The sequence below is a fragment of the Streptomyces sp. NPDC058198 genome (genome assembly GCF_042882605.1).
Lineage (GTDB): Bacteria > Actinomycetota > Actinomycetes > Streptomycetales > Streptomycetaceae > Streptomyces.
The window spans coordinates 340,323-361,768 of record NZ_JBHVVP010000005.1; the positions used below are offsets into that span (position 1 = coordinate 340,323).

Annotated in this window: 19 protein-coding genes and 1 riboswitch; of the genes, 10 read left to right on the plus strand and 9 right to left on the minus strand. The window is 69.4% G+C overall.

Annotated elements, in window-relative coordinates:
* Window positions 1-709 precede the first annotated feature (709 nt).
* The 4 genes from ACFVWW_RS20455 (at window position 710) to ACFVWW_RS20470 (ending at window position 4,045) form a co-directional block, all read left to right on the plus strand.
* Window positions 710-1,009: a lactococcin 972 family bacteriocin gene (locus tag ACFVWW_RS20455; RefSeq protein ID WP_386877658.1), complete on the plus strand. Its 300-nt coding sequence runs from the start codon at window positions 710-712 to the stop codon at window positions 1,007-1,009.
* Window positions 1,010-1,246: 237 nt separating this feature from the next.
* Window positions 1,247-3,226, plus strand: a complete 1,980-nt coding sequence (locus ACFVWW_RS20460) for a bacteriocin-associated integral membrane family protein (protein ID WP_386877659.1) — start codon at window positions 1,247-1,249, stop codon at window positions 3,224-3,226.
* A gap of 28 nt (window positions 3,227-3,254) precedes the next feature.
* A complete protein-coding gene (locus ACFVWW_RS20465; RefSeq protein ID WP_386877660.1) occupies window positions 3,255-3,923 on the plus strand; it encodes an ABC transporter ATP-binding protein in 669 nt (222 codons plus the stop codon).
* Window positions 3,920-4,045, plus strand: a complete 126-nt coding sequence (locus ACFVWW_RS20470; protein ID WP_386877661.1) for a hypothetical protein — start codon at window positions 3,920-3,922, stop codon at window positions 4,043-4,045. Before ACFVWW_RS20465 ends, ACFVWW_RS20470 begins: the two co-directional genes overlap by 4 nt.
* Before the next feature lie 294 nt (window positions 4,046-4,339).
* Here ACFVWW_RS20470 and ACFVWW_RS20475 read toward each other — a convergent pair whose 3' ends face one another.
* Window positions 4,340-4,753, minus strand: coding sequence for an alpha/beta fold hydrolase (locus ACFVWW_RS20475; protein WP_386877662.1), 414 nt, complete (start codon window positions 4,751-4,753; stop codon window positions 4,340-4,342).
* Between the two features lie 194 nt (window positions 4,754-4,947).
* On the opposite strand from ACFVWW_RS20475, the gene ACFVWW_RS20480 reads away from it, so the two are divergent.
* A complete protein-coding gene (locus ACFVWW_RS20480; RefSeq protein ID WP_386877732.1) occupies window positions 4,948-5,253 on the plus strand; it encodes a hypothetical protein in 306 nt (101 codons plus the stop codon).
* A 110-nt stretch (window positions 5,254-5,363) separates the two neighbouring features.
* Here the strand turns inward: ACFVWW_RS20480 and ACFVWW_RS20485 are convergent, their stop codons facing one another.
* Entirely contained in the window at window positions 5,364-6,170 is an 807-nt protein-coding gene (locus ACFVWW_RS20485) for a class I SAM-dependent methyltransferase (protein ID WP_386877663.1), read from the minus strand.
* Window positions 6,171-6,429: 259 nt separating this feature from the next.
* Here ACFVWW_RS20485 and ACFVWW_RS20490 point away from each other — a divergent pair, with 259 nt between their 5' ends.
* Both ACFVWW_RS20490 and ACFVWW_RS20495 read left to right on the plus strand, forming a co-directional pair.
* Window positions 6,430-9,159, plus strand: coding sequence for a hypothetical protein (locus ACFVWW_RS20490; protein ID WP_386877664.1), 2,730 nt, complete (start codon window positions 6,430-6,432; stop codon window positions 9,157-9,159).
* Window positions 9,156-9,812, plus strand: coding sequence for a hypothetical protein (locus tag ACFVWW_RS20495; protein WP_386877665.1), 657 nt, complete (start codon window positions 9,156-9,158; stop codon window positions 9,810-9,812). Before ACFVWW_RS20490 ends, ACFVWW_RS20495 begins: the two co-directional genes overlap by 4 nt.
* A 65-nt stretch (window positions 9,813-9,877) precedes the next feature.
* On the opposite strand, the gene ACFVWW_RS20500 is transcribed toward ACFVWW_RS20495, so the two are convergent.
* A complete protein-coding gene (locus ACFVWW_RS20500) occupies window positions 9,878-10,579 on the minus strand; it encodes a type 1 glutamine amidotransferase domain-containing protein (protein ID WP_386877666.1) in 702 nt (233 codons plus the stop codon).
* 155 nt (window positions 10,580-10,734) lie between these two features.
* Here ACFVWW_RS20500 and ACFVWW_RS20505 point away from each other — a divergent pair, with 155 nt between their 5' ends.
* Window positions 10,735-11,640 (plus strand): LysR family transcriptional regulator, encoded by a 906-nt coding sequence (locus ACFVWW_RS20505; RefSeq protein WP_384332695.1) that lies wholly within the window; start codon window positions 10,735-10,737, stop codon window positions 11,638-11,640.
* 39 nt (window positions 11,641-11,679) lie between these two features.
* On the opposite strand, the gene ACFVWW_RS20510 is transcribed toward ACFVWW_RS20505, so the two are convergent.
* A complete protein-coding gene (locus ACFVWW_RS20510) occupies window positions 11,680-13,119 on the minus strand; it encodes a DUF445 domain-containing protein (RefSeq protein ID WP_386877667.1) in 1,440 nt (479 codons plus the stop codon).
* Between the two features lie 145 nt (window positions 13,120-13,264).
* Between ACFVWW_RS20510 and ACFVWW_RS20515 the strand changes: the two genes are divergently transcribed.
* Entirely contained in the window at window positions 13,265-14,638 is a 1,374-nt protein-coding gene (locus ACFVWW_RS20515) for an SGNH/GDSL hydrolase family protein (protein WP_386877668.1), read from the plus strand.
* A 101-nt stretch (window positions 14,639-14,739) separates the two neighbouring features.
* Here the strand turns inward: ACFVWW_RS20515 and ACFVWW_RS20520 are convergent, their stop codons facing one another.
* From ACFVWW_RS20520 to ACFVWW_RS20535, 4 genes are all read right to left on the minus strand, one after another.
* A complete protein-coding gene (locus ACFVWW_RS20520; protein WP_384184968.1) occupies window positions 14,740-15,414 on the minus strand; it encodes a DUF1707 domain-containing protein in 675 nt (224 codons plus the stop codon).
* Window positions 15,415-15,445: 31 nt separating this feature from the next.
* Window positions 15,446-16,450: an ATP-binding cassette domain-containing protein gene (locus ACFVWW_RS20525; protein WP_384332686.1), complete on the minus strand. Its 1,005-nt coding sequence runs from the start codon at window positions 16,448-16,450 to the stop codon at window positions 15,446-15,448.
* A gap of 88 nt (window positions 16,451-16,538) precedes the next feature.
* Entirely contained in the window at window positions 16,539-17,390 is an 852-nt protein-coding gene (locus ACFVWW_RS20530; protein WP_389679886.1) for an ABC transporter permease, read from the minus strand.
* Between the two features lie 67 nt (window positions 17,391-17,457).
* Window positions 17,458-18,258 carry an ABC transporter permease gene (locus ACFVWW_RS20535; protein WP_384184977.1) on the minus strand — a complete coding sequence of 267 codons (801 nt, stop codon included), beginning with the start codon at window positions 18,256-18,258 and terminating at the stop codon, window positions 17,458-17,460.
* Window positions 18,259-18,496: 238 nt separating this feature from the next.
* On the opposite strand from ACFVWW_RS20535, the gene ACFVWW_RS20540 reads away from it, so the two are divergent.
* Entirely contained in the window at window positions 18,497-21,004 is a 2,508-nt protein-coding gene (locus tag ACFVWW_RS20540; RefSeq protein WP_386877670.1) for a transglycosylase domain-containing protein, read from the plus strand.
* A 7-nt stretch (window positions 21,005-21,011) separates the two neighbouring features.
* On the opposite strand, the gene ACFVWW_RS20545 is transcribed toward ACFVWW_RS20540, so the two are convergent.
* Window positions 21,012-21,332, minus strand: a complete 321-nt coding sequence (locus tag ACFVWW_RS20545) for a DMT family transporter (protein ID WP_384184983.1) — start codon at window positions 21,330-21,332, stop codon at window positions 21,012-21,014.
* Between the two features lie 36 nt (window positions 21,333-21,368).
* A riboswitch (guanidine-III (ykkC-III) riboswitch) is annotated at window positions 21,369-21,434 on the minus strand.
* Window positions 21,435-21,446 lie beyond the last annotated feature (12 nt).

A 21,446-nucleotide genomic window follows, 5' to 3' on the forward strand; every position in this document is an offset into this window, starting at 1 on the left:
GAGCCAGAATTCCGGCGCGCGATTCAGATCAGATTCGTAGTCACACACACTGCGCCGAAACCTGCGGTCTGGGCGGGGCGTCAGGGCATGGGCCCCCGGCCAGACCGCAACACAAACCGGGCCCGAGCGGCAGCCTGCACGAGTTGGTCCGGCGCGTAACGGGGGGAGGCAGGTGAGCTCGGTATCCCTCAAAGAGGACACCGGGCTCGATGGCGGGAAGGATGCCGCCGGCTTCGGTTTCTGCGAGGTCGGCGAGCACCCGGTAGTGCCGTTGCCAGTCCAGCGGCCAGGGGCCGCCGCTGCCGCACTTAACTCCAACCATGATCTGGCCGTGTTCCTCCAGACTGCAGGGAATGAGAATGCGCCATTCACGGCTGGCAGCCGACCGAGTGGCGCAACGGGCAAGCCTGACTAGGACTCGGGGCGAGGGTGCATGTGTAAAGCTTCGAGACACCGAGCTAGTCGGGATTACGGGACAGCCCTTGGTCCGTGTTTTAGAAGTCCTGCCTACCCGAAGGCCGAGCGGACGACGGCTAGTGTGCCATCGCAGATAGCACAGGCCTGGATATAAAAATTGCTTGTGTGAACACTTCCGTGGGCTCCCGACGTGGCGGCTCACTCAACTCTGCGACGAGAAAACAATCTTGACTTGGTGTCATTGCAATTGGGAAAGTGCACATGCCCATGACACTCTCAAGGCGAGTTGAGGATGCTTCCTGTGAAGATCAAGCGCAGTTTGAAGGCTGGCATAGCTGCCGGTGTACTGGTCATCGTGGCCGCAACTCCGGCGCTGGCAACTATCGAGTACCCGGCGGAGGGCGGCACCTGGGATCACGGGGCCGGGACCGCCGTCGTGTGGTCGGACTACCTCCACCCGAGCAAGTGCCACGGCTCGACCGCCGTCGGTAAGTACATCGACAGCGACGAGGCGTCCGCGGGCAGCTGGAGCTTCGCGCAGGCCGACGTCGCGCTGTCAGGGAACAAGGCCTACTACAACACCACCTGCTGACCCGGGGCGGGCCTGTCCGCCCCCCAAGGTGAGGTGAGTGGGTCGTCCGTAGAATGAAGACGGCATGTCTTCCTGCGGACGACCCGTTGCCTGTCCGCTCTGTCCTCTCGGAGCCGCGCTCCCCGATCTGGATCCTGCATGCTGCACCGAAGTATCAAGTTCGTTCACGCTGCTGTGCTGGCCTTCTCTGCTGTCCTCGCTTTCCTGTTTCTCCGAGACTTCGACGGACGCTGGGCGATGGGGCATTCAGCCGTCGTGTGGGTGACGGACTCGAACGGGGCGACCAGCGGCGCTCATGTCACAAGCGTCCTGACAGAGTTCGCCGAGTCCCACCAGGCAACGATCGCCCGTGAGATCCCCGATCTCACGGAGCCATACAGCCGCCGACACCTCTATCTCGCTCCCGGCGGGCCCCGCTCCGACTGGCTGAGCGACGGCTACCCCGCCTTCGATCGTGACTACCGCACCGATGTACACCCGGTCGCCGAACTCGGCAATCGCGACCCTCGCGGTTACTACTACGTCTTCGGCTCGGACCAGGCCGCCACCAAACTCGTCCGGGTCCTGACCAGCCTCGGGTTCGAGGCAGCGGTCTACCATCCGTACGCGCTCGACCAGCTAACTCCAGTCTACGGCGGCAGCGCGCTTCTCCGTTCCTTCCTCGTTGTCGCCCTCGCTGTGGTGACGATGACGGGTGCCGGCGTCATGCTCAGCGCCAAGACGTACGGAGTGCAACGGCTGCAGGGCAGAAGCTTCGGGTGGATACTGCTCCGGGACCTGCGTCAACTGGCCGCGTTCTGGGCGGCTGCCCTTGCCGCGGTGACCACCCTGGTCCTGCTGTTTCTGGGCTCGTACAACGGGCTGGCCTGGATCGGCACCTTTGCTGTCGTCGCCCTGGGGTTCACCGCCACGCTGAGCCTCATCGCCCTCGCCGCCCACGCGATTACCCTCCAGCTGACTTTCCAGACCGAGCTGCTGCGCGCTCTCAAGGGCGAGCTGCCCGCCCGGACCGCCTCGGTGAGCACCTACCTGGTACGGATTCCGGCTCTGCTGCTTGCGGTAGGCATTGCCGGTGACGTCGTTCTGGCCGGCCAGAACATCCTGACCCGGGAAGTGAGCATCGAGACGTACCGCAAGATCGGAGATACGACGGCGATCGCCCTCAATGGCAGTGTCGCCAGCGAGGACGGCATGAGAGCCCTCGACCAGCAGGTGGGGGGCTGGCTACGCCAGGCCGACGGGGACGGGCAGATCATCGTCATCGGACACCGTAACTTCCGGCACTCAGGTGACCGGGACGAACTTCCCGATCGTGATCTTATGCTCGTCAACGAGTCCTACCTTGCCGCACAGCCAGTCCTTAACGCGGCCGGACAGCGTCTTCCTGCGACGACCGCCGACCGCGCCCAGGTACGGCTGCTGATCCCCGAGGGCCTGGAACGGTACACCGACCGGCTTACGGCAATAGTCCCGGGCTCGTTGAACCCGAGCAAGCCGGAGAAAGTCCCGGCTGACCGAATAGCCCCCCTCAAGATCCAGGACGGTCAACGCCTCTTCACCTATAACCCGCGAGGCCGACTGCAGGCCAGGACCAACCCCGGTGCGGACGAGTCCTTCGTACGTGATCCCGTTCTCATCGTCTTCCCCAACGGATCGCCCTACATGAGCGACCGCAGCTACATGTCCTACGCCTCCCAGCAGAGCCTCGTCTTCAAGAACCCGGACGACGTCACGGCCGGAATCGCGAAGCACCATCTGGAGACCTATGTCACGGGCATGAGTCCGGTCGGCCAGAATGCTGCTCTCAACCTCCGCGATCTCGTCGCCGACTTCCGGCTCCAGTTGTTCAACCTGGCGGTGGCGGTGGCGGTACTGCTCATCACCGGAGTCGGGGCCTGCGTTGTCCACGCCCGGAAGAACGCACAGAACATCTTCGCCCGGCACATCAGCGGCTGGCGGTTCACCGCGACCCACCGCCCCCTGCTGATCCTTGAAGGTGCCTTGGCCGTGCTCCTCGCCGTCTGGGTGCCCTTCCAGGTGTGGCAGCAGAACCAGCAGTCTCAGGAGGTTATGGGAGCGCCCTCAGCCCCCATCAAACTCACCGGCCTCGACCTCACCGCCAACGCCACACTCGTCGCCGTCGAGGTCACGGCGGTTGTCGTGGCCCTGGCCGTCTTCCACCGTCGGATCGTCAAGGAAGGAGCGGCAGAAGCATGACGTCGTACCGTTCGGCCGGAGCCGCCGCATGATCGAGATCGAGAACCTGAGCAAGTCCTATGGCCCGCGTACCCTCTGGTCCGGCCTCGGCTTCACTGTGCACCAAAGCCAATTGCTCGCACTGGTCGGTCCGAGCGGCTCGGGCAAATCGACTCTGCTCAACTGCCTCGGACTCCTTGACAAAGCCACTTCAGGAGCGATCCGCCACGAAGGCCGGGACATCACCCGCTTCAGCCCCCGCGCAGCCCGCCACTACCGGCGCGACATCCTCGGGTATCTCTTCCAGAACTACGCCCTGATCGAGAACGCGACCGTCACCGCCAACCTCGAAGTAGCCATGAAGCCGCGAAGGAAAAGAGCGAAGGCCCCGACCATCGCTGAAGCGCTCGAGCAAGTCGGGCTCGCCGGCCGGAGTAAAGAACACGTTCACCGGCTCAGCGGCGGCGAACAGCAGCGCGTCGCCCTAGCTCGCCTCATCGTCAAACAGCCCGCCCTCGTTCTGGCCGACGAACCCACCGGTGCACTCGACCACGACAACACCACCCTGGTCGTCGACATCCTGCGCACCATGAGCGACAACGGCTGCGCTGTTGTCATCGCTACCCACAACGACGCGGTCCGCGACCAATGCGACACGGTACTGACCGTCGGAAGCACGACACAGCCCGAGCCCGTGAAAGAAAGGCAGCGCGCATGAAAATCCGTCTCACCTGGGCCGTTCCTCTCGGAATATTCGCCCTTGCCGCTATCGCGGTCTTCGCCGTCTATGGCACGCACGCTTTCACCATCGCCGGCCGGATCGGAGAGAGGATCTTCTGACGTCTGCTGACTCGCCCGCCGCTCACGGCAGCAAGAAGTAGCGTCGTCGGCTGTCGTGCGCACCGGTCCAGAAGCAGCGACCGTGGTGAGCGTGCACCGGCTGGACGCAGGACGAGATCGACACCGGCGCCGTCCTTGAGACGGAGCTCGGGCAGGTTGGCTCCGGCGGGCGGGCTCTGTATGACCCGCACTCCGGCGAACGGCGCCGCTGGGAGTGGTCCAGCGACACACCCTGCCGCTCGCACAGTAACGGGCCGCACGGAGTCTCCGTGCGGCCCGTTACTGTGCGAGGGTTCAGTCGACGCGCGGGCGCAGGCCGTCGGGGTGCTCCGCCAGGCCCGCCGCCCAGGCCCGTCCGGCCGGGCCGCCGCCGAAGAACTCGGTCGCCGCGTCGGCGGACGCGAAGGGGAGTTGTCCGACGACGGCGACGACATCCCGTACGTGGGCGGCGCGCGAGACGTCCGTGGGGTGGCGGTCGCTCGCGCCGTGGCCGCGCGCGTCGTACGCGACCACGCGGTGGGCGGGGAGGAGCAGCCAGGCGAGGGAATCCCACTCGGCGGTGTGGCCGGCCAGGCCGTGGAGCAGGAGTACGGGCCGTCCCGTACCGCCGTGATCCGTGCAGGCCAGCCGTACGCCGTCGCTGATCACGGTCCTCGTCGTCGCGGTCGCAGCCGCCGTCGTCGCCGCCGCGGTATCCCTCGTCGTCATACGCCGGACGCTACCGGTGGGGTACGGGCGGCGTCCTGGCAACGCCGACCCGCCGGGCCCGGAGGCCGGGGCCCCTGCCACGAAACGTCTCGTTAGGCTCGATCACGTACAGAACGGTAAAGACGGCAAAGGTGGCGGCGATGGCAGCAACGGCGGCGACAGCAGCGACGGCAGCGATGGCAGCGATGGCAGCGATGGCGAAGATTCCGGCGGCGGCCGTGGCGGCGAGCGGGATCATCGGTGGGTACGGGATCGCCCGGTGGACCAAGAAGCGCCCCCTCGGCGGGGTCGCGCTGGCGGCCGCCGGGGCCGTGGCCGCGCGCCAGTGGCAGCGGACCGGCGGGACGAAGGCCGCGGTGGGGCTGAGCGTCGCGTACGTCGCCGCCTTCGCCGGGTCGCATCCCCTCGCCAAGAAGCTCGGCGCCTGGCCCGCCGTCTTCACGGTGGCGGGCGGGGTCGCCGCGGCGTCCTGGGCCGTCACTCACCGGGCCAAGAGCTGAGCGGTCCGCCGCAAGGGGGATGAGGTCGTACGAGTGGTGCCCGGAGCGACGCCCGGCACATCGCGGTCGTGCGGTCGGCGGTCGGCGGTCGGCGGTCGGCGGTGATCGCGTCAGCGACGCGCGCGTGCCAGCAAGGCCGCGTGCGGCAGTGTCAGCACACCGTCGGAATCGGCGAACTCCAGGCTGATCACGTCGAAATGGCGCTTGATCTCAGCGCGGATCTCGGGCGTCTGGCTCTGTACGAGGTGTCCGGTGAACGCCACACCCGCCGCAGGACCGCTCCACCATTCCTCGGCACTGGCACGGTGATCCCACCGGAGCGTCTCGCAGTCCGTGTCCCGCAGACCCACCGCCCCGAGCAGATCCGTCAGACCGCTCTCGTCTCGGGGGAAGTCCTCTTCAGACGCGAGTGACGGCAGGTGGGACGGCCGCACCGCGCCCGCGGCCCGAAGGGCGAGGCCGAGCAGTGTCTGCCCCGCTGCGGGAGGGGTCGCCCAGATCGTCAGCGCGATCCATCCGCCGGGCCGCACGACGCGGCGCAACTCGGCCAGCGCGGTCTTGGGCCGGCCCACGTGGTTCAGTACGAAGTTGCCGACGACGGCATCGAACTGCCCGTCGTCAAAAGGAAGGTCCGGCAGGGCGGCAACCTGGACATCAGCCGCGGGCTCCGCCTGCCTGGCCAGCTCAACCATGCTGGGTTCCGCGTCCACCGCTGTCACCGTCGCCCCCCGAGAACGCGCGGCACGGGCGACGGTCCCGGGCCCGGTTCCCACATCGAGCACCCGCACACCCGGGCCTACCTCGGCGGCGTCCAGCAACCGCGACACGGGATGGGCGCACAGCCTGGCGAAGCTTCCGGCATACGCGGCGGCCCGTCCCGCCCAGATCAGCCGCTCGCTCTCATCGAAGCCCGTCATCGCCACCTCCCGGCACCGTCCGCAGCCCCGATATCACATCAACTGCGCTCACCGTAACGGGATTTGAGTCCGAATTGGGTCCTCGGGGCCCATGGCACGCCTGTTCATCGGTCGTACGATCGGCCGTGGGGGGTGGAGCGTCGCGCGCCACCATGTACGGCCCTTTCGGCTACGGCAGTTGAGGTCAGGCATGTCTTTTTATGGTGGCGTTCCACTGCCCGGCGGATCATGGCAGGTCCATGGCGCTCAGCGCCGTTCCATGCCGCAGCCGCTCACGCTGGCCCGCTGGCTGCTGTACGTGCTGTTCGGGGCGACCGTACTGGGCGGCCTCGGGCTGTTCCTCACCGCCGCCGCCGTGGACGCGGTGGACGGCACACTGCTGGGGCTGCTGGCGTACGCGGCCGCGCCCGGGGCCGTCGGGTGGGTGCTGGCGCGGCGGGTGTGGACCGGCGGGGTCCGGGTGTGGTGGGGCCTGATCGCCCTGCAGGTGTGGCTGACCCTCAGCGGCCTGTCCAACATCCGCGACGGTTCGGTTCAGGGTTTCACCCAGCTCTTCCTGCCCGTCCTGATTCTGGTGTTCCTGTGCCGGGCGGAGAGCCGGGGGTGGTTCCGGCTGGCGGAGTCGGAGCGGGCCGAGCGTCCCCCGTTCTCGCTGCCTCACATGATCACGTGGCGGCGGGACCGCGGGCAGACGGCGGTGGAGTACGTCGGTCTGCTCGCCGTCGTCTCGGCCGTCCTGCTGGCTCTCGTCCTGAGCGGAGCCGGCGGTCAGATCGCCGGCAGCATCAAGTCCGGCATCTGCTCGGCCTTCGGCGCGTCCTGCCCCGCCGAGGGGGACGGCGGCGACTCGACGGTTGAGGCGGACGGCGACACGGAGGATCCGTCCGGCGACACCGAGGATCCGCCCGGCTCGACGACGGAGGACGGCTCCGTCGTCGGCGGTACGACCAGCGGCGGCACAGGCGGCACCGACGGGGACACCGACGGCAGCACCCCCGGGGACGGAGAGGGCGCGGGCACCCCCGGCGGCGGGGACAACGCGGGCTCCACCGGCGGCCCCGGCGGGGCGGCCGACGACCCGGACGGGACCGGTGACCCCGGCGGGACCGGCGACCCCGACACGGCCGGTGACCCCGGCGGGACCGGCGACTCCGGCACAACCGGCGGTCCCGGCGGGGCCGATGACCCCGACGAGGCCGGCGACCCCACCGACCCCTTCGAGCCCATCGTCGCCGTCGAGGACGAGAAGGCCGACGCCGCGGGCGACGGCACGGACGGCGAGAAGAAAGAGGAGTGCTCCGGCTTCTTCGGATGCACCGTCGACAAGCTCGGGCAGGTCGGCGAGGGCCTGTTCGTCGACGGTATCTGGGGCGATGTCACCGATCTCTGGGACACCGTCGTCCATCCTCTGGACACCATCTCCGGCATCGCCGACTACGGGAGCTCGCTCGGCGACAAGTGGTCGCAGGACTCCAAGGACGCGTCCGACAAGTGGGCCGACGGCGACTACTTCGACGCGCTGACCGACTGGGGCGGCGCCTCGGTCGACACGGGCGTCAAGGTCCTCGATGACATGTTCGTCGGCGAGGAGGTACGCGAGACCTGGGACCGGGGGGAGGAAACCCAGGCCACCACGACCGTCATCTGGAATATCGGCTCGCTCTTCATCCCCGGTTACGACGTGGCCAAAGTCGCGGGGAAGGGCAGCAAACTCGGCAAGCTGGGCAAGCTCGCCCAGGCCATCGCCGAGGGCGCGGGCAAGGCCAAGGACGCCGCGAGCCGGGCCCGCAAGGCAGCCGGCCTCGGCGACGCCAAGGGCGCCCGCAAGGCGGCCGACGAAGCGCAGCAGCACGCCGACGACGCGGCAAAGAAGGCGGAGGAGTCCGGCAGTTGCAGCATCGCGCTGGGCGGCGCGAGGCTCGTACCGTACGGCGGCGGCGCGGCCTTCACCCCCAGCGGCGTACCCGGCTCCGGTACGGGAATCCTGGCCGCGAGGCTCGCCTCCTCCCCCCTCATCGTCCTCGCGGAAGGCCCCAAGAAATGCGAGGGCGCGGAGGCGGACAACGCGCGCGACGCGCAGAAGGAAGCGGACGACGCCGACCGGGCCGCCGACGGGGCCGAACTCTCCACGGCGGCCGACCGGGCGAAGCAGACCATCCTGGACGCCAAGGACAAGCAGAAGACACCCAAGAATGAGCGCTTCAACCTCAACGAGGGCGGGATCGACAAGCTCACCGCGAGGGCCAAGGACAACCCCGACCTCAGCCGCGGCGAATTCGGCAAGGACGAGCTGGCAACCGCGCTGAACGACCTCTCCGACGCGCTCAACACCAAGAACATCGACACCCAGAGCCGTGGCTCCCTGGGCGGGACCGTCCTCAAGGCCACCGACCGTCACCAACTGGCCGAAGCCATGGCGGAGGTTCGGGCCGCCAGGCGCGCCGCCGACCTGGAAGCCGCCGAGGGCACCAAGGTGTACGCGGCTGTCGGCGCGAAGAAGGGCCGCCAGTCGGTGGACCTCGGAGACGGCACCACGGTCGACGTCAGCAAGATCGACGACGCTGACATCGTCTACAAGGGCAAGGACGGCACGGTCCATGTCGCGGAGGTCAAGAACACCGGCAACGCGACCACGTCGGCGTCCCTTCCCAACCAGGCCGAGAACCTCGCCAAATGGGCCAATGAGAAGGGCGTGACACCGCCGCGCGCGGCCCGCTACCAGATCGAGACGCAGAAGGACTGGGACAAGATCTTCGACGGTTTCCAGCGGGACAAGAAAACCGGCACAGCCCCTCCGGGCACCCCCGCCCAGACCTTCGCCAAGAACGGCCTCGGGGCCCGTATCGCCGGACAGGACCTCACCCCCAAGCAGCTGAAGGATCTGGACACCGCCTGGAACTCGAAGACCGACGCGGAGAAGCGGGCCGCCCGTGACTCCGGCAAAATGAAGGATCCGAAGAGCGCCATGGAATATCTGGGAGTCTCGTGACGGCCGAAGACCACGGGCGCGGGCGACCCGCCGACGCTCCGGCGGACGAGACGCCTCTGCTCCCCGAGGCCGTACGTGCCCTCCCGTACTCCTGGGACTTCGGCTTCGTCTGGCCTCCGGAAACGGAGGAGAACGACGAGAACTTCGCCTACGCGCGCGCCGTACTGGAAGCGTGTCTTCCCGCGGAGCCCCTCGCCGCGCCCGAGCCTCCCCCTGAAGTGCGTCTGAAGTACCTGGACGAGGACGCGTCCTGGCCCGAATGGACCGAGATCCGGCAGGTGCTGCGGTCACGCATGCCGTACGCCCGCTGCGTGACGCGGGAACGCATGGCCGAGGCCGAGGCGGAGTGCGCGCGCCGAGGCCTCGACACCACCAACTTCACCGAGCACTGGACCATCCGTATCACCGGCTGGATCGCCGAGGAGACGCTGCGCTGGTGCGCGCTGATGGTGGACGATGTCGAAGCGATCACCCCATGGGCCATGGAGCTCGCCGAGCAGTACATCCAGCGAGGAATGGCCGCCGAGCAGGCCGTATCGGTGCTCCGGCTCACCAGCAAAGTCCCCAGAAGCCGCGAGGCCCTGGCCCGGCTGGCCATGGACGAGGGGCTGCCACCCGAGATTCGCGAACTGGTGTTGGAAGGACTCGGCTGAGCGGACAACTCCCCCGTGGTGACTGGGCGCGGGGCCCGGACGACCTGGTCCGGGCCCCGACGCCGTCAGGCCTTCAGCGCCGCGAGCACCCGGTTCGCCGTGTCGACACTCGACTGCGGGTTCTGGCCGCTGATGAGGTTGCCGTCGACGACGACCTTGCTCGTCCAGGCCGGGCCCGCGTCGATGACCGCGCCGCGCTCGCGCAGCTTCGCCTCGACGAAGTACGGCGCGGCATCGCCCACTCCGCCCTGGTGCTCCTCCTCGTCGGTGAACGTGGTGAGCGTGCGGCCGGCGAAGACGAAGCTGCCGTCCTCCCGGACCGCGCTGAGCAGACCCGCAGGGCCGTGGCAGAGGGCGGCGACGATCCGGCCGGCCCGGTCGGTCTCGTCGAGCAGCCGGCCGAGGTCGGCGTCGTATGCGAGGTCGGCCATCGGGCCGTGTCCGCCGGGGATGTACACGGCGTCGTAGTCGGCCGCCGAGACCTCGGCCAGGACCAGCGGGTCTGCGAGTACGTCCGCGAGCGAGTCGAGGTACGCGCCGAACCGCTTCGCGTCGGCCTCCGCCACCCCGCCGCGCTCATCGAGGCTGATCGGGTCGACAGTGGGGACAGCACCTCCCGGGGTGGCGATGTCGACCCGCACCCCGGCGTCGGTCAGCACCTGGTGCGAGGCCGCGACCTCCTCCGCCCAGTAGCCGGTGGGGTGAGCCGTGCCGTCGGCCATCGTCAGGCTGTCAGCTGCGGAGATGACCATCAGGATCTTTGCCATGAGGTGTTCCTCGGTTCCTTCTCGGTTCCGGGCGGATTCGGTGACCGCCGCCCCTTCGCGGCTTACCCGCGACAGTGGGGACAACCGCGGCCACCATCAAAATTCATCCGTTAAGATTCCGCGCGTCATAACTTTCCTTATGGAAAGAGGGTTGCGTGCGCGATCTTGATCTGCTGTCGGCCTTCCTGGAGATCCACCGGGGCGGGTCGATCACCGCCGCCGCGTCCAGGCTGGGACTGACGCAGCCCGCCGTGAGCGGACGGCTCGCGCGGCTGGAGGAGCAGCTCGGCGGGCCCCTGTTCGTACGGTCCCGGCAGGGGGTGAGCCCCACCGCCCGGGGCGACGAACTGGCACGGCGCGTCGGTGTGCCCCTCGACCAGCTGCGTCACGCGCTCGCCTCCGGCCCGGATCACGCCGCCGACCTGGGCAGCCTCGACATCGGCGGCGCCGCTGAGCTGATGACCGCGCGCGTGCTGCCCGCGCTGGCCCCGCTGACCGGCCGGGGACTTCGGCTGCGCGTCACTCTCGGCCTCGCGGAGGATCTGCTGTCCGCGCTGGTGAACGCGCGCCTCGACCTGGTGGTCTCGGCGGTACGCCCGGACGTCAGGAACCTCGTGGCGACGCCGTTCGTCGACGAGGAGTTCCTGCTGGTCGGCCCGCCGGCTCTGGCGCGCACGATCGATGCCGCGCGCCTGGCCGAGGAGCCGGTGAAGGCGCTGGCGCATCTGTCGCTCGTCGCGTACGGCGAGGAGCTGCCGATCATCCGGCGCTACTGGCGCAGCGAGTTCGGCCGCCGCCCGCCCAACGCCGTATCCGTGGTGGTGCCCGACCTGCGCGCCGTGCTGGCCTCGGTGATCGCCGGCGCGGGCGTGTCCGTACTCCCCCGCTATCTCGCCGACCCGGCCCTCACCACCGGCTCGGTCGAGGTGCTTCACCAGCCCGAGGCCGCGCCGCTGAACACCCTCTACCTGGCCACCCGGCCGGGCGGTCTCGCCAATCCGGCCGTCGCCCTCGTCCACGACCGCCTCAGGGAGCGCGCACGGACCTGGGGACCGCTCTAGGAGCCATGAGGGGAAACCGTGGCGGGGAAAGGCCGTGGCTTACGCGCCCAGCGCGCGGGAGATCGTATAGATCACCAGACCGGCCAGCGCACCGACCACCGTGCCGTTGATACGGATGAACTGGAGGTCGCGGCCGATGTGCGCCTCGATCTTCTTGGAGGTGTCGTCGGCGTCCCAGCTCGCGACCGTGTCCGAGATCAGGGAGGTGATCTCGCCGCGGTACGTGGAGACGACGTACGCCGACGCGTCCTCGATCCACCCGTCCAGCTTCGCCTGCAGCCGGTCGTCCGTCGCCAGGCGCGCGCCCAGGGACAGCAGCGAGGCCCGCGCCCGCAGGCGCAGTTCGCTGCGGTCGTCCTCCGCGGCGGACATGATCATGGCGCGTACGGAGGACCAGGCCGACGCGATGATGTCCTGCACCTCGGGCCGGGCCAGCAGCTCCGACTTCAGGCGTTCGACGCGGGCCCGGGTGTCCGTGTCGGACTGGAGGTCGGCCGCGAAGTCCCGCAGGAAGCGGTCGATGGCGCCGCGCGCCGGATGCGCGGGCATGTCGCGCATCTCCGTGATGAAGCGCAGCAGTTCCTTGTAGACGCGGTCGCCGACCTTCCGGTCGACGAACCGCGGCGTCCAGCCGGGCGCCCCGCCCTGGACCGCGTCCATGACCGAGTCGCCGTGGAGCACCAGCCAGTCGTGCGCGCGGGAGCAGATCAGGTCCACGGCACGGTGGTGGGCACCGTCGGCGACGACCTTGTCCAGGGTCTTGCCGATGCCGGGGGCGACCTCCACCGCGTCGGCGCGGCGGGTGATGGCCTCGCCGACGACCGCCTGGACATCCGAGTCGCGCAGGACGGTCAGCGCGCCCCGAAGCGCCGTGGACAGCTCGGCGGTGACCCGGTCGGCATGGGCGGGTTCGGCCAGCCAGGAACCGAGCCGGCGACCGATGCCGAGGGCGCGCAGCCGGGCCCTCACGACGTCGGCCGAGAGGAAGTTCTCCCCGACGAACGCGCCGAGCGAGGCGCCCAGCTGGTCCTTCTTGTTCGGGATGATCGCGGTGTGCGGGATGGGCAGGCCGAGGGGGCGCCGGAAGAGCGCCGTCACCGCGAACCAGTCGGCCAGCGCACCCACCATGCCCGCCTCCGCCGCCGCCGCGACATAGCCGGTCCAGCCCTCGACGCCGGAGTTCCTCGCCCAGGTGGCGAGGACATAGATCAGGGCCACCAGCAGCAGCAGACCGGTGGCGGTGGTCTTCATACGGCGGACACCGCGCCGCTTCTCCTCGTCGGCGGCCGTGTACGAGAACGACGCCAAGGGGGAGCGCTTACCCGAAGAGCCGGACGGGCCGGACGGGCCTGGCGGGCCGGACGAGCCCGGCGACCCGGACGGCGTAGGCGCCCCCGGAGACCCCGCGCCGCCGCCGGTGCCGCCGGTGCCGCCACCAGCTCCGGCTTCCACCGCTCTGTTCGGATTCGTACGTTCCATCCGCTCCACCCGTCCGCGTACGCGTCGTGCCCAGATCCACCCGTACGCATTGTCTCTCCCTGGGGTACTCCCGGGGCGGACGTCGAGTTCCCGCGCGATGCCGGATGATGTGTTCTGTACGTAGGTGGGAGGGGACACGGGGGCCATGACCAGACATCGCGGATTTGCCCTGCTCGGGGCGCTTGTGGGGGTAGTGGCGCTGGTATGCGGCGCGATCATCGCCGGATACGGCCTGCTGGAGAACGGCCTGAGCACGGCCTCGGGCACGACCTCCGGGCCGGGTACGGGCCGGGGCAGCCCGGCCGACGGCTCGCGGGATGCCCGTACTCAGGGCCGTACGCCCGTGGGGAGGGCGGCGCCCGCCTCCGCCGACGCCTGGACCGGCACCTGGGCCGCCGCACCCGCCGGGGCCGAACCCGGCGCACCCATCGGTCACCCCGGGCGTTCCATCCGTAACGTCGTCCACACCAGCATCGGCGGCACCAGCGTCCGGATCACCCTCTCCAACCTCTACAGCCCCAGCGCCCTGCTGATCGGCCGCGCCTCGGTCGCAGTCGGCCAGGGAAGCCGGGGCGGCGCGAGCAGCGCCGAAGCCGTCGCCGGGACCATGCGACAGCTCACCTTCGGCCGCGGTCCGGCCGTGACCCTGCCGCCCGGCGGCCAGATCACCAGCGACCCGGTGCCGCTGCGGGTGCCGTATGGCGGCGATCTGCTGGTCACGCTCTACACGCCGACGCCCAGCGGGCCCGTCACGTACCACCCGCACGCGCTGCAGACCTCGTACCTCGCGACCGGTGACCGTACGCAGGACCTCGACGGAGCCGCGTACACCGAACCGACCACGGTCTGGCGCTATCTCACGGCCGTCGACGTGCTCAACCGCGAGGCGCGGGGCGCGATCGTCACCTTCGGCGACTCGATCACCGACGGCCTCCGCTCCAGCCAGGACGCGAACCGCCGCTGGCCCGACATCCTGGCGGCCCGGCTGCGCGACCAGCACATCGGTGTGCTCAACGAGGGCATCAGCGGGAACCGTGTCCTGTGGGACGCGGCGGGTCACGGAAACGGCGCGAGCGGTATCGCGCGCTTCGGGCGCGATGTCCTCGGCCGGGCGGGCGTCAAGACCGTCGTCATCGACCTCGGCATCAACGACATCCTGCGCAGCGGCGAGACCGACCCCGCCAGGATCACGGCCGGGCTCACGGAGCTCACCCGGCAGGCGCACGCCCGCGGGGTGCGCGTCGTCGGCTCGACGCTGACGCCGTTCGGCGCGCACCGCGGGTACAACGCGGTCACCGAGTCCGTACGCGACCGGGTCAACGAGGAGATCCGCTCGGGCCGGGTCTTCGACGATGTCGTGGACTTCGACCGGGCGCTGCGCGATCCGTACGCCCCCGACCGGCTCAGGCCGGTGTACGACTCCGGCGACGGCCTGCACCCGAGCGACGCCGGCTACCGGGCGATGGGCCGCTACCTCGACCTCCAGGCCCTGGACGACAAGGCCCCGGCCCAGCTGTAACGCCGCGCGACAGGAGGGTAGTCCGGAGTTCCGAGCCGGACGGGAGTTCGGAACCGGACGGGGCCTCCCCGTCGGCCGGCCCGGCTACTCAGGCGGGCCCGTCAGTCCAGCTCCTTGCGGTCCGCCTTCTTCTCCAGGCGCTGCCGCTTGCGCTCCTCCTTGAGGCGGCGCTTCTCCGACTCCCGCACCTTGCGCTCCACCCCGACCCCGCCCATCAGCGCGAAGCCGGTGATGATCACGCGCGGCGACCCGGGGCTGACCTGCCGCTCGCCCACCTCGCCGAAGCCGCCCATCAGACCGAAGCCCCTGACCTCGACCTCCATGTCCGGCGGTACGGTGACATGGACCCCGCCCATGATCGTGAAGCAGCGGATCACGACGTCGCGGTCCTCGAACCGCGCCTCGCGCAGATCGATCTCGCCGCCCGCCTGGAAGACGACCGCCGTGAACTTACGGCCCACCGTCCAGGTGCCCTTGCGTCCGAAGCCGCCCCAGAACGCGAAGGCTCCCTTGGAGGTGGCCTGCTCCCGGCCGATCCGGTCGGCCCAGCCACCCGATTCGGGGGCGAGCGCCACGTCCGTCGTCGTTCCCGGCGCGGGCAGGTCGCTCACCAGCGGCGCCAACTCGCCATGGGTGCGCGCCTTGAAGGTGGCATCCAGGCGTTCGTCGAACTCCTCCATGTCGAGTCGCCCCTCGGCGACGGCCTCGCGCAGCCGCTCCGCGATCCGTTCACGCTCGGCATCGGAAGCACGCGTCTCAGACCGTTCGCTCGTCATGCGGACAGCCTAGTCAAGGGTGCGGCCTCCGTCACACAGCAGATCGGTCCGCGTACATCTTGGCGATGACGGCCTCGATGTCCGGCTCCCGCACCGACAGGTCCATGAGTGGATACTCCGCCGCGATCCGGGCGACCAGCGGCGCCGCGGACTCCGTCGCGGGGAAGGACAGCCACTGTCGCGGCCCCTCCACCTTCACCGCACGCGCGCCCGGCAGTTCGATCGGCGGAAGTTCGCGCTCCAGGTCGACGACGAGCGTCCGTTCGCTCTCGCCCACCTCGTGCAGCCCGGCCAGCGCACCGTCGTACAGCAGCTTGCCGTGGTCGATGACCATCACGCGCTTGCAGAGCTGCTCGATATCGGTCAGATCGTGTGTCGTCAGGAGCACCGTCGTACCGCGCTCCGCGTTCAGATCCCGCAGGAACTCCCTGACCTTGGCCTTGGAGATCACATCGAGCCCGATGGTCGGCTCGTCCAGATACAGCACCTCGGGGTCGTGCAGCAGCGCCGCCGCGATATCGCCGCGCATCCGCTGGCCGAGCGACAGCTGCCGTACGGGAACGTCCAACAGCTCGCCCAGGTCGAGGAGTTCGACGCAGCGCTCCAGATTCACCCGGAACCGCGCGTCCGGGACGCGGTACATCCGGTGCATCAGCCGGTACGAGTCGATCAGCGGCAGGTCCCACCACAGCGTGGTGCGCTGCCCGAAGACCACGCCGATGCGCTGCGCCAGCCTCGTACGCTCCCGGGACGGATCGATGCCCGCGACCCGCAGCCGGCCGCCGCTCGGGGTCAGAATGCCCGTGAGCATCTTGATGGTGGTGGACTTTCCGGCGCCGTTGGGGCCGATGTAGCCGACCATCTCGCCGCGCGGCACCCGAAAGCTGATGCCGTCGACGGCCCGCACCTGATGCTTCTCACGGCGCAGCAGGCCCACCCTGCGCCGGACGTCGAAGACCTTCTCGATCCCGTCCAGCTCGATGAAATCCGCGACCCCGCCCGTGGCGTCGGTGACACCTGTGACATCCGTGCTCATGAACGCTCCACTCCATCCGGCTCTCCTACGACCAGCCCGTGCCCTGCCCGTGCCCCCTGCCCGTGCCCCCGCCATCTGCCGACCCCCGCTAGCTCCCCGTACTGCGGTACGACCGAAGCCCCAGCCGCCACGCGACCCCGGCCAGCGCGCAGCACACCACCGCGACCACCGGCGGCAGAAACGCCACGAAGTCCGGCAGCCCCAACGGGTCCTCGCGGCCCAGGACATAGAGCGCCGGCATCCAGTTGACGAAGGCCAGCGGCACCAGGAACGTCACCCCGCGCACCAGGTCCTTCGCGAAGACCGTCGGCGGATACTGCAACAGCGTCGTCCCGCCGTACGTGAACGAGTTCTGCACCTCCGAGGCGTCCTGCGCCCAGAACTGGAACGCCGCGCCCGCCACGAACACCGCCGCGAAGATCGCCGCCCCGCTCAGCAGCATCATCGGGACCAGCAGCACCCGCACCGCCGTCCAGTCGATGTCCAGCGCCACCAGGGCGTAGACCAGCACCAGCAGCCCCTGGAGGACCCGGCCGAGCCGCCGCAGCGCGAACCGGTCCGCCGCCACCTGCGCCAGTACGGGCACGGGCCGCAGCAGCAGCGTGTCGAGCGTGCCGTCACGCACCCGGCGGCCCAGCCGGTCCATCGACCCGAGCAGCAGATCGGCGAGCCCGAAGGCGGTGGCGGACGTCCCGTACAGAAAGGCCACCTCGGGCAGCGAGTAGCCGCCCAGGGCGTCGACATGGGAGAACATCAGCAGGATCGTCACGAAGTCGAAGGCGGTCGCCGCGAAGTTCCCGAAGGCCGTCATCGCGAAGGACGCGCGGTACGCCATCGTCGAGCGCATCCACATCGCCACGATGAGGCCGTACGCCCGCAGGCCGTCGCGCAGGGCCTCCCGGCGCGACAGCCGCGGAATCCACAGCTCCGCGGAATCCACAGCCGCCGGCTCTCCAGACATTGGCTCCCCGGACATCGGCCCTTCAGTCATCGGCTCTGACGCCTCCTCAGCCACCCTGGACCACCACCCTCCGTGTCGCGACGGTCTGGAGCGCCCGGCCGGCCGCCAGCAGGGCCACCGCCCAGCCGGCCTGGAACGCGTACGCCCCGGCCAGGCCCCACCCGGTGTGTTTGCCGAAGAAGACATCCGCCGGGACCTGGAGCAGCGAGGACCAGGGCAGCGCCCGCGCGACCTCGCCCAGCAGACCGGGGAAGAGATTGAGGGGCAGCAGCAGCCCGGAGAAGAACATCCCCACCAGCATCGCCATCTGCTGCGCCCCCGCCCCGTCCATCAGCCAGAACGCGGACAGGGCGACCAGGAAGCGGATCGCGAAGCTGACCACGACGCCGAGCGCCACGGAGACCAGGAACGCCACCCAGACCAGCGGATTCGCCGGCAACGCGAGGTCGAAGGCGAACGATCCGAGGACCATCGGGAGGATGCCGCGGCCCAGCAGATGGAAGGCCGCCCGGCCCAGGTCCCCGGCCATCCACCACAGCTGGAGGTCGGCGGGGCGGTAGAGGTCGACGGCGATGGCGCCGGTACGGATCCGCTCGATCAGCTCGTCCTCGAAGCCGCCGCCCAGCATCGCGCACGTCATCAGCAGCGCCTGGCCCAGCCACACATAGGTGACAGCCTGGGAGAGGTCGTAGCCACCGAGCTGCGGACGTTCATCCCAAAGAGCGGTATAGGCGTACGCCACGATGAAGCCGAAAACCGTATTGGTGAACACACCTGCGAATGTGGCCACGCGGTACGTCGCATAGCGACGGAACCCACCTGCGGCCACCACGGCATACAGCCGCACAACAGTCCCCTCCCCTCGCCCGGAACTCACTCGGCGCCCGCCCGGCACCAAAGCGCACGACCCTAGTCCACGGGGGTCAGGCCTCGCGACCGAATATCCAGCTGCCGCCGCTTGCCCGTTCTGGACGTGTTTCCTGGGGTTGCACAGCGTTTCTTGAGGATGTATGGCGAATCGCCTGATACGACACCGTTATGCCGGAGAGCGAACCCCCGGCCGCGGCCGAGGAGTTTCCACACACATGAGCGACGAGCCACAGCAGCAGGGCTGGGCCCCACGGGATCCCTCCGCCACCGGACCCGCGTCCTTTCCGCGGGGCGGGCGGGCCAAGAAGGCCACGAAGGGGAAGAAGGAAACGAGCGGCACGAAGGGCAAGCGTCCCCGCCGTACCGGCTGGCGCAGGCTCCTCCCCACCTGGCGGATACTGCTCGGTGGGTTCCTGTTCTGCGGGCTCGTCCTGATCGGCGTTCTCGTCGCGGGCTACATGCTCGTCGACATCCCGCCCGCCAACGCCGCGGCCACCGCCCAGTCCAATGTGTACCTGTACCAGGACGGCAGCCAGATCGCCCGCGACGGTGAGATCAACCGCGAGAGCATCCGGCTCACCCAGGTGCCCGAGTCCGTGCAGCGGGCGGTACTCGCCGCCGAGGACCGCGGCTTCTACAACGAGCCCGCCGTCGATCTCCAGGGCATGGCCCGCGCCGCCTGGAACACCGTGATCGGCAAGGGCACCCAGGGCGGCTCCACCATCACCCAGCAGTACGTCAAGAATTACTACCTCGGCCAGGAACAGACCATCATCCGCAAGTCCAAGGAATTCTTCATCGCGATCAAACTCAATCGCGAGGAGAGCAAGGAACAGATCCTTCAGGGCTATCTCAACACCAGTTATTTCGGCCGCAACGCGTACGGCATCCAGGCCGCCGCCCAGTCCTACTACGGCAAGGACATCGAGGAGATCACCACCGCCGAGGGCGCCTATCTGGCCTCACTGCTCAACGCCCCCAGCGAATTCGACGTCGTCGTCCACCCCGAGAACGAGACGGCCGCCCTCGCCCGCTGGAACTACGTCCTCGACGGCATGGTCAAGGAGGAGTGGCTCAGTGAGGACGACCGGTCCGAGATGAGCTTCCCCGTCCCCGGCAAAATCAGGCCCTCCACCATCGGGCTCTCCGGACAGCGCGGCTATATCGTCCAGGCCGTCGAGGACTATCTCACCGGCAACAAGATCATCGAGGAGAACACGCTCGCCGCCGGCGGCTACCGGATCACCACCACGCTGCACAGGAAGAAACAGGACGCCTTCGGCAGAGCCGTCAGGGACCAGGTCACCTCCAAGCTCGACAGCAGCCGCGCGGCCGACCGCAATGTGCGCGTCGGCGGCGTCTCCATCGAACCGGAGACCGGCAAGGTCGTCGCCATGTACGGCGGTATCGACTACACCAAGCAGTACGTCAACAACGCCACCCGACGCGATTACCAGGTCGGCTCCACCTTCAAGCCGTTCGTCTTCGCCGCCGCCGTCGAGCACGGCTCCCAGACCCAGGACGGCACGCGCATCACCCCGAACACCCTCTACGACGGCGACAACATGCACATGGTCGAGGGCCCGGAGGGATCCACCGGCTACGCCCCCTCGAACGAGGACGACGTCGACTACGGTCCCATCCCCGTCAGAACCGCCACGGACAAGTCCGTCAACGCCGTCTACGCGCAGATGGCCCAGGATGTCGGCCCGGCGACGGTCAGGAAGACCGCCATCGCCCTCGGCCTGCCCAAGACCACCCCCGACCTGACGGCCTCCCCGTCCATCGCGCTCGGCCCGTCCACCCCGAGCGCCCTGGACATGGCGGAGGCGTACGCGACCCTCGCCAACCACGGCGCGCACGGCAGGTACGTCATGGTCGAGAAGGTCAGCAAGAACGGCAGGGCCGTGGCGCTGCCCAAGCAGAAGACGAAGCAGGCCATCAGCCGCGCGGCCGCCGACACCACCACGTCCATGCTGACGAGCGTCGTCGAGGGCGGCTCGGGCACCGCCGCCCAGTCCGCCGGCCGCCCCGCGGCGGGCAAGACCGGCACGGCGGAGGACGACAAGGCGGCCTGGTTCGCCGGCTACACGCCCAACCTGGCCACAGTCGTCGCGATCATGGGCGCCGATCCGGAGACCGCGCAGCAGAAATCGCTGTACGGGGCGATGGGCGAGGCCAGGGTCAACGGTGGCGGGGCGCCCGCCGAGATCTGGGGCCAGTTCACGGCAGCCGCCCTCAGCGGCACCGAGGTGCGGGATTTCGACCTGCGGCTGGAGGACGGCGCGGAGGAGGTGGCGCCCGCGGACGAGGAGCAGTCGGAGCAGCCCGACCGGCCCCAGGATTCACCGGGGGCCGACAGCGAGGGCCAGTCACAGGGACAGAGCACGCAGGGGCAGAGCAACGGCGGCCAGAACCAGGGCCGGACGGGTGGCGGCGCCACGGACGGCGGCCAGTCCCGGCCCCCGCCGCAGGGCCAGACCCAGGGTCAGGCGACCCAGGGTCAGTTCCAGGGCAGGACACAGGGCCAGACGCAAGGTCAGACAGGCGGCGGAGCGGCCACCGGGGGCACCAATACCGGTGGCGGAACGGGCGACGGCGGCGAGGGGGGTACGGGCAACGGATCCCGGTCCGACAACGGCACGCAGGGCCCCGGCTTCGGCTTCGGCCCCGCCGCCGGACCCGCCCCCGGACCCACCCCAGCCGCCGGTCCAGGGCATTGAGTCCGCGTCAGTGCCCTGATGTCGCCTTCAGCCCCACCACGGCCACCAGCAGCAGACAGACGAAGAAGATCCGGGCGGCGGTCGCCGGCTCACCCAGCACCACCATGCCGAGCACCGCCGCACCGGCCGCGCCTATACCGACCCACACGCCGTACGCAGTACCGATCGGCAGTGTCCTCGCGGCCTGTGACAGCAGCAGCATGCTCGCGACGATCCCCGCCCCGGTGAACAGGCTCGGCCACAGCCGGGTGAACCCGTCGGTGTACTTCATCCCGATCGACCAGCCCACTTCGAGCAGACCGGCGACAAGAAGCAGAACCCAGGCCATGACGGCACCTCCGACACGAAATGAACGCGGACAACAGGTGCGTCGTCTTTCCGTTCACCCGGTACGGCGCGTCTCGTCGGGGTCGTTCCACCGTAGCAAAAGGCGCCGGGAGGG

Bases quoted from the DNA above. Each gene is read 5' to 3' on its own strand.
- ACFVWW_RS20455 (WP_386877658.1), top strand. From the start codon at position 710: ATGCTTCCTGTGAAGATCAAGCGCAGTTTGAAGGCTGGCATAGCTGCC.
- ACFVWW_RS20460 (WP_386877659.1), top strand. From the start codon at position 1,247: ATGGGGCATTCAGCCGTCGTGTGGGTGACGGACTCGAACGGGGCGACC.
- ACFVWW_RS20465 (WP_386877660.1), top strand. From the start codon at position 3,255: ATGATCGAGATCGAGAACCTGAGCAAGTCCTATGGCCCGCGTACCCTC.
- ACFVWW_RS20470 (WP_386877661.1), top strand. From the start codon at position 3,920: ATGAAAATCCGTCTCACCTGGGCCGTTCCTCTCGGAATATTCGCCCTT.
- ACFVWW_RS20475 (WP_386877662.1), bottom strand. From the start codon at position 4,753: ATGACGACGAGGGATACCGCGGCGGCGACGACGGCGGCTGCGACCGCG.
- ACFVWW_RS20480 (WP_386877732.1), top strand. From the start codon at position 4,948: ATGGCGAAGATTCCGGCGGCGGCCGTGGCGGCGAGCGGGATCATCGGT.
- ACFVWW_RS20485 (WP_386877663.1), bottom strand. From the start codon at position 6,170: ATGACGGGCTTCGATGAGAGCGAGCGGCTGATCTGGGCGGGACGGGCC.
- ACFVWW_RS20490 (WP_386877664.1), top strand. From the start codon at position 6,430: ATGCCGCAGCCGCTCACGCTGGCCCGCTGGCTGCTGTACGTGCTGTTC.
- ACFVWW_RS20500 (WP_386877666.1), bottom strand. From the start codon at position 10,579: ATGGCAAAGATCCTGATGGTCATCTCCGCAGCTGACAGCCTGACGATG.
- ACFVWW_RS20510 (WP_386877667.1), bottom strand. From the start codon at position 13,119: ATGGAACGTACGAATCCGAACAGAGCGGTGGAAGCCGGAGCTGGTGGC.
- ACFVWW_RS20515 (WP_386877668.1), top strand. From the start codon at position 13,265: ATGACCAGACATCGCGGATTTGCCCTGCTCGGGGCGCTTGTGGGGGTA.
- ACFVWW_RS20520 (WP_384184968.1), bottom strand. From the start codon at position 15,414: ATGACGAGCGAACGGTCTGAGACGCGTGCTTCCGATGCCGAGCGTGAA.
- ACFVWW_RS20525 (WP_384332686.1), bottom strand. From the start codon at position 16,450: ATGAGCACGGATGTCACAGGTGTCACCGACGCCACGGGCGGGGTCGCG.
- ACFVWW_RS20540 (WP_386877670.1), top strand. From the start codon at position 18,497: ATGAGCGACGAGCCACAGCAGCAGGGCTGGGCCCCACGGGATCCCTCC.
- ACFVWW_RS20545 (WP_384184983.1), bottom strand. From the start codon at position 21,332: ATGGCCTGGGTTCTGCTTCTTGTCGCCGGTCTGCTCGAAGTGGGCTGG.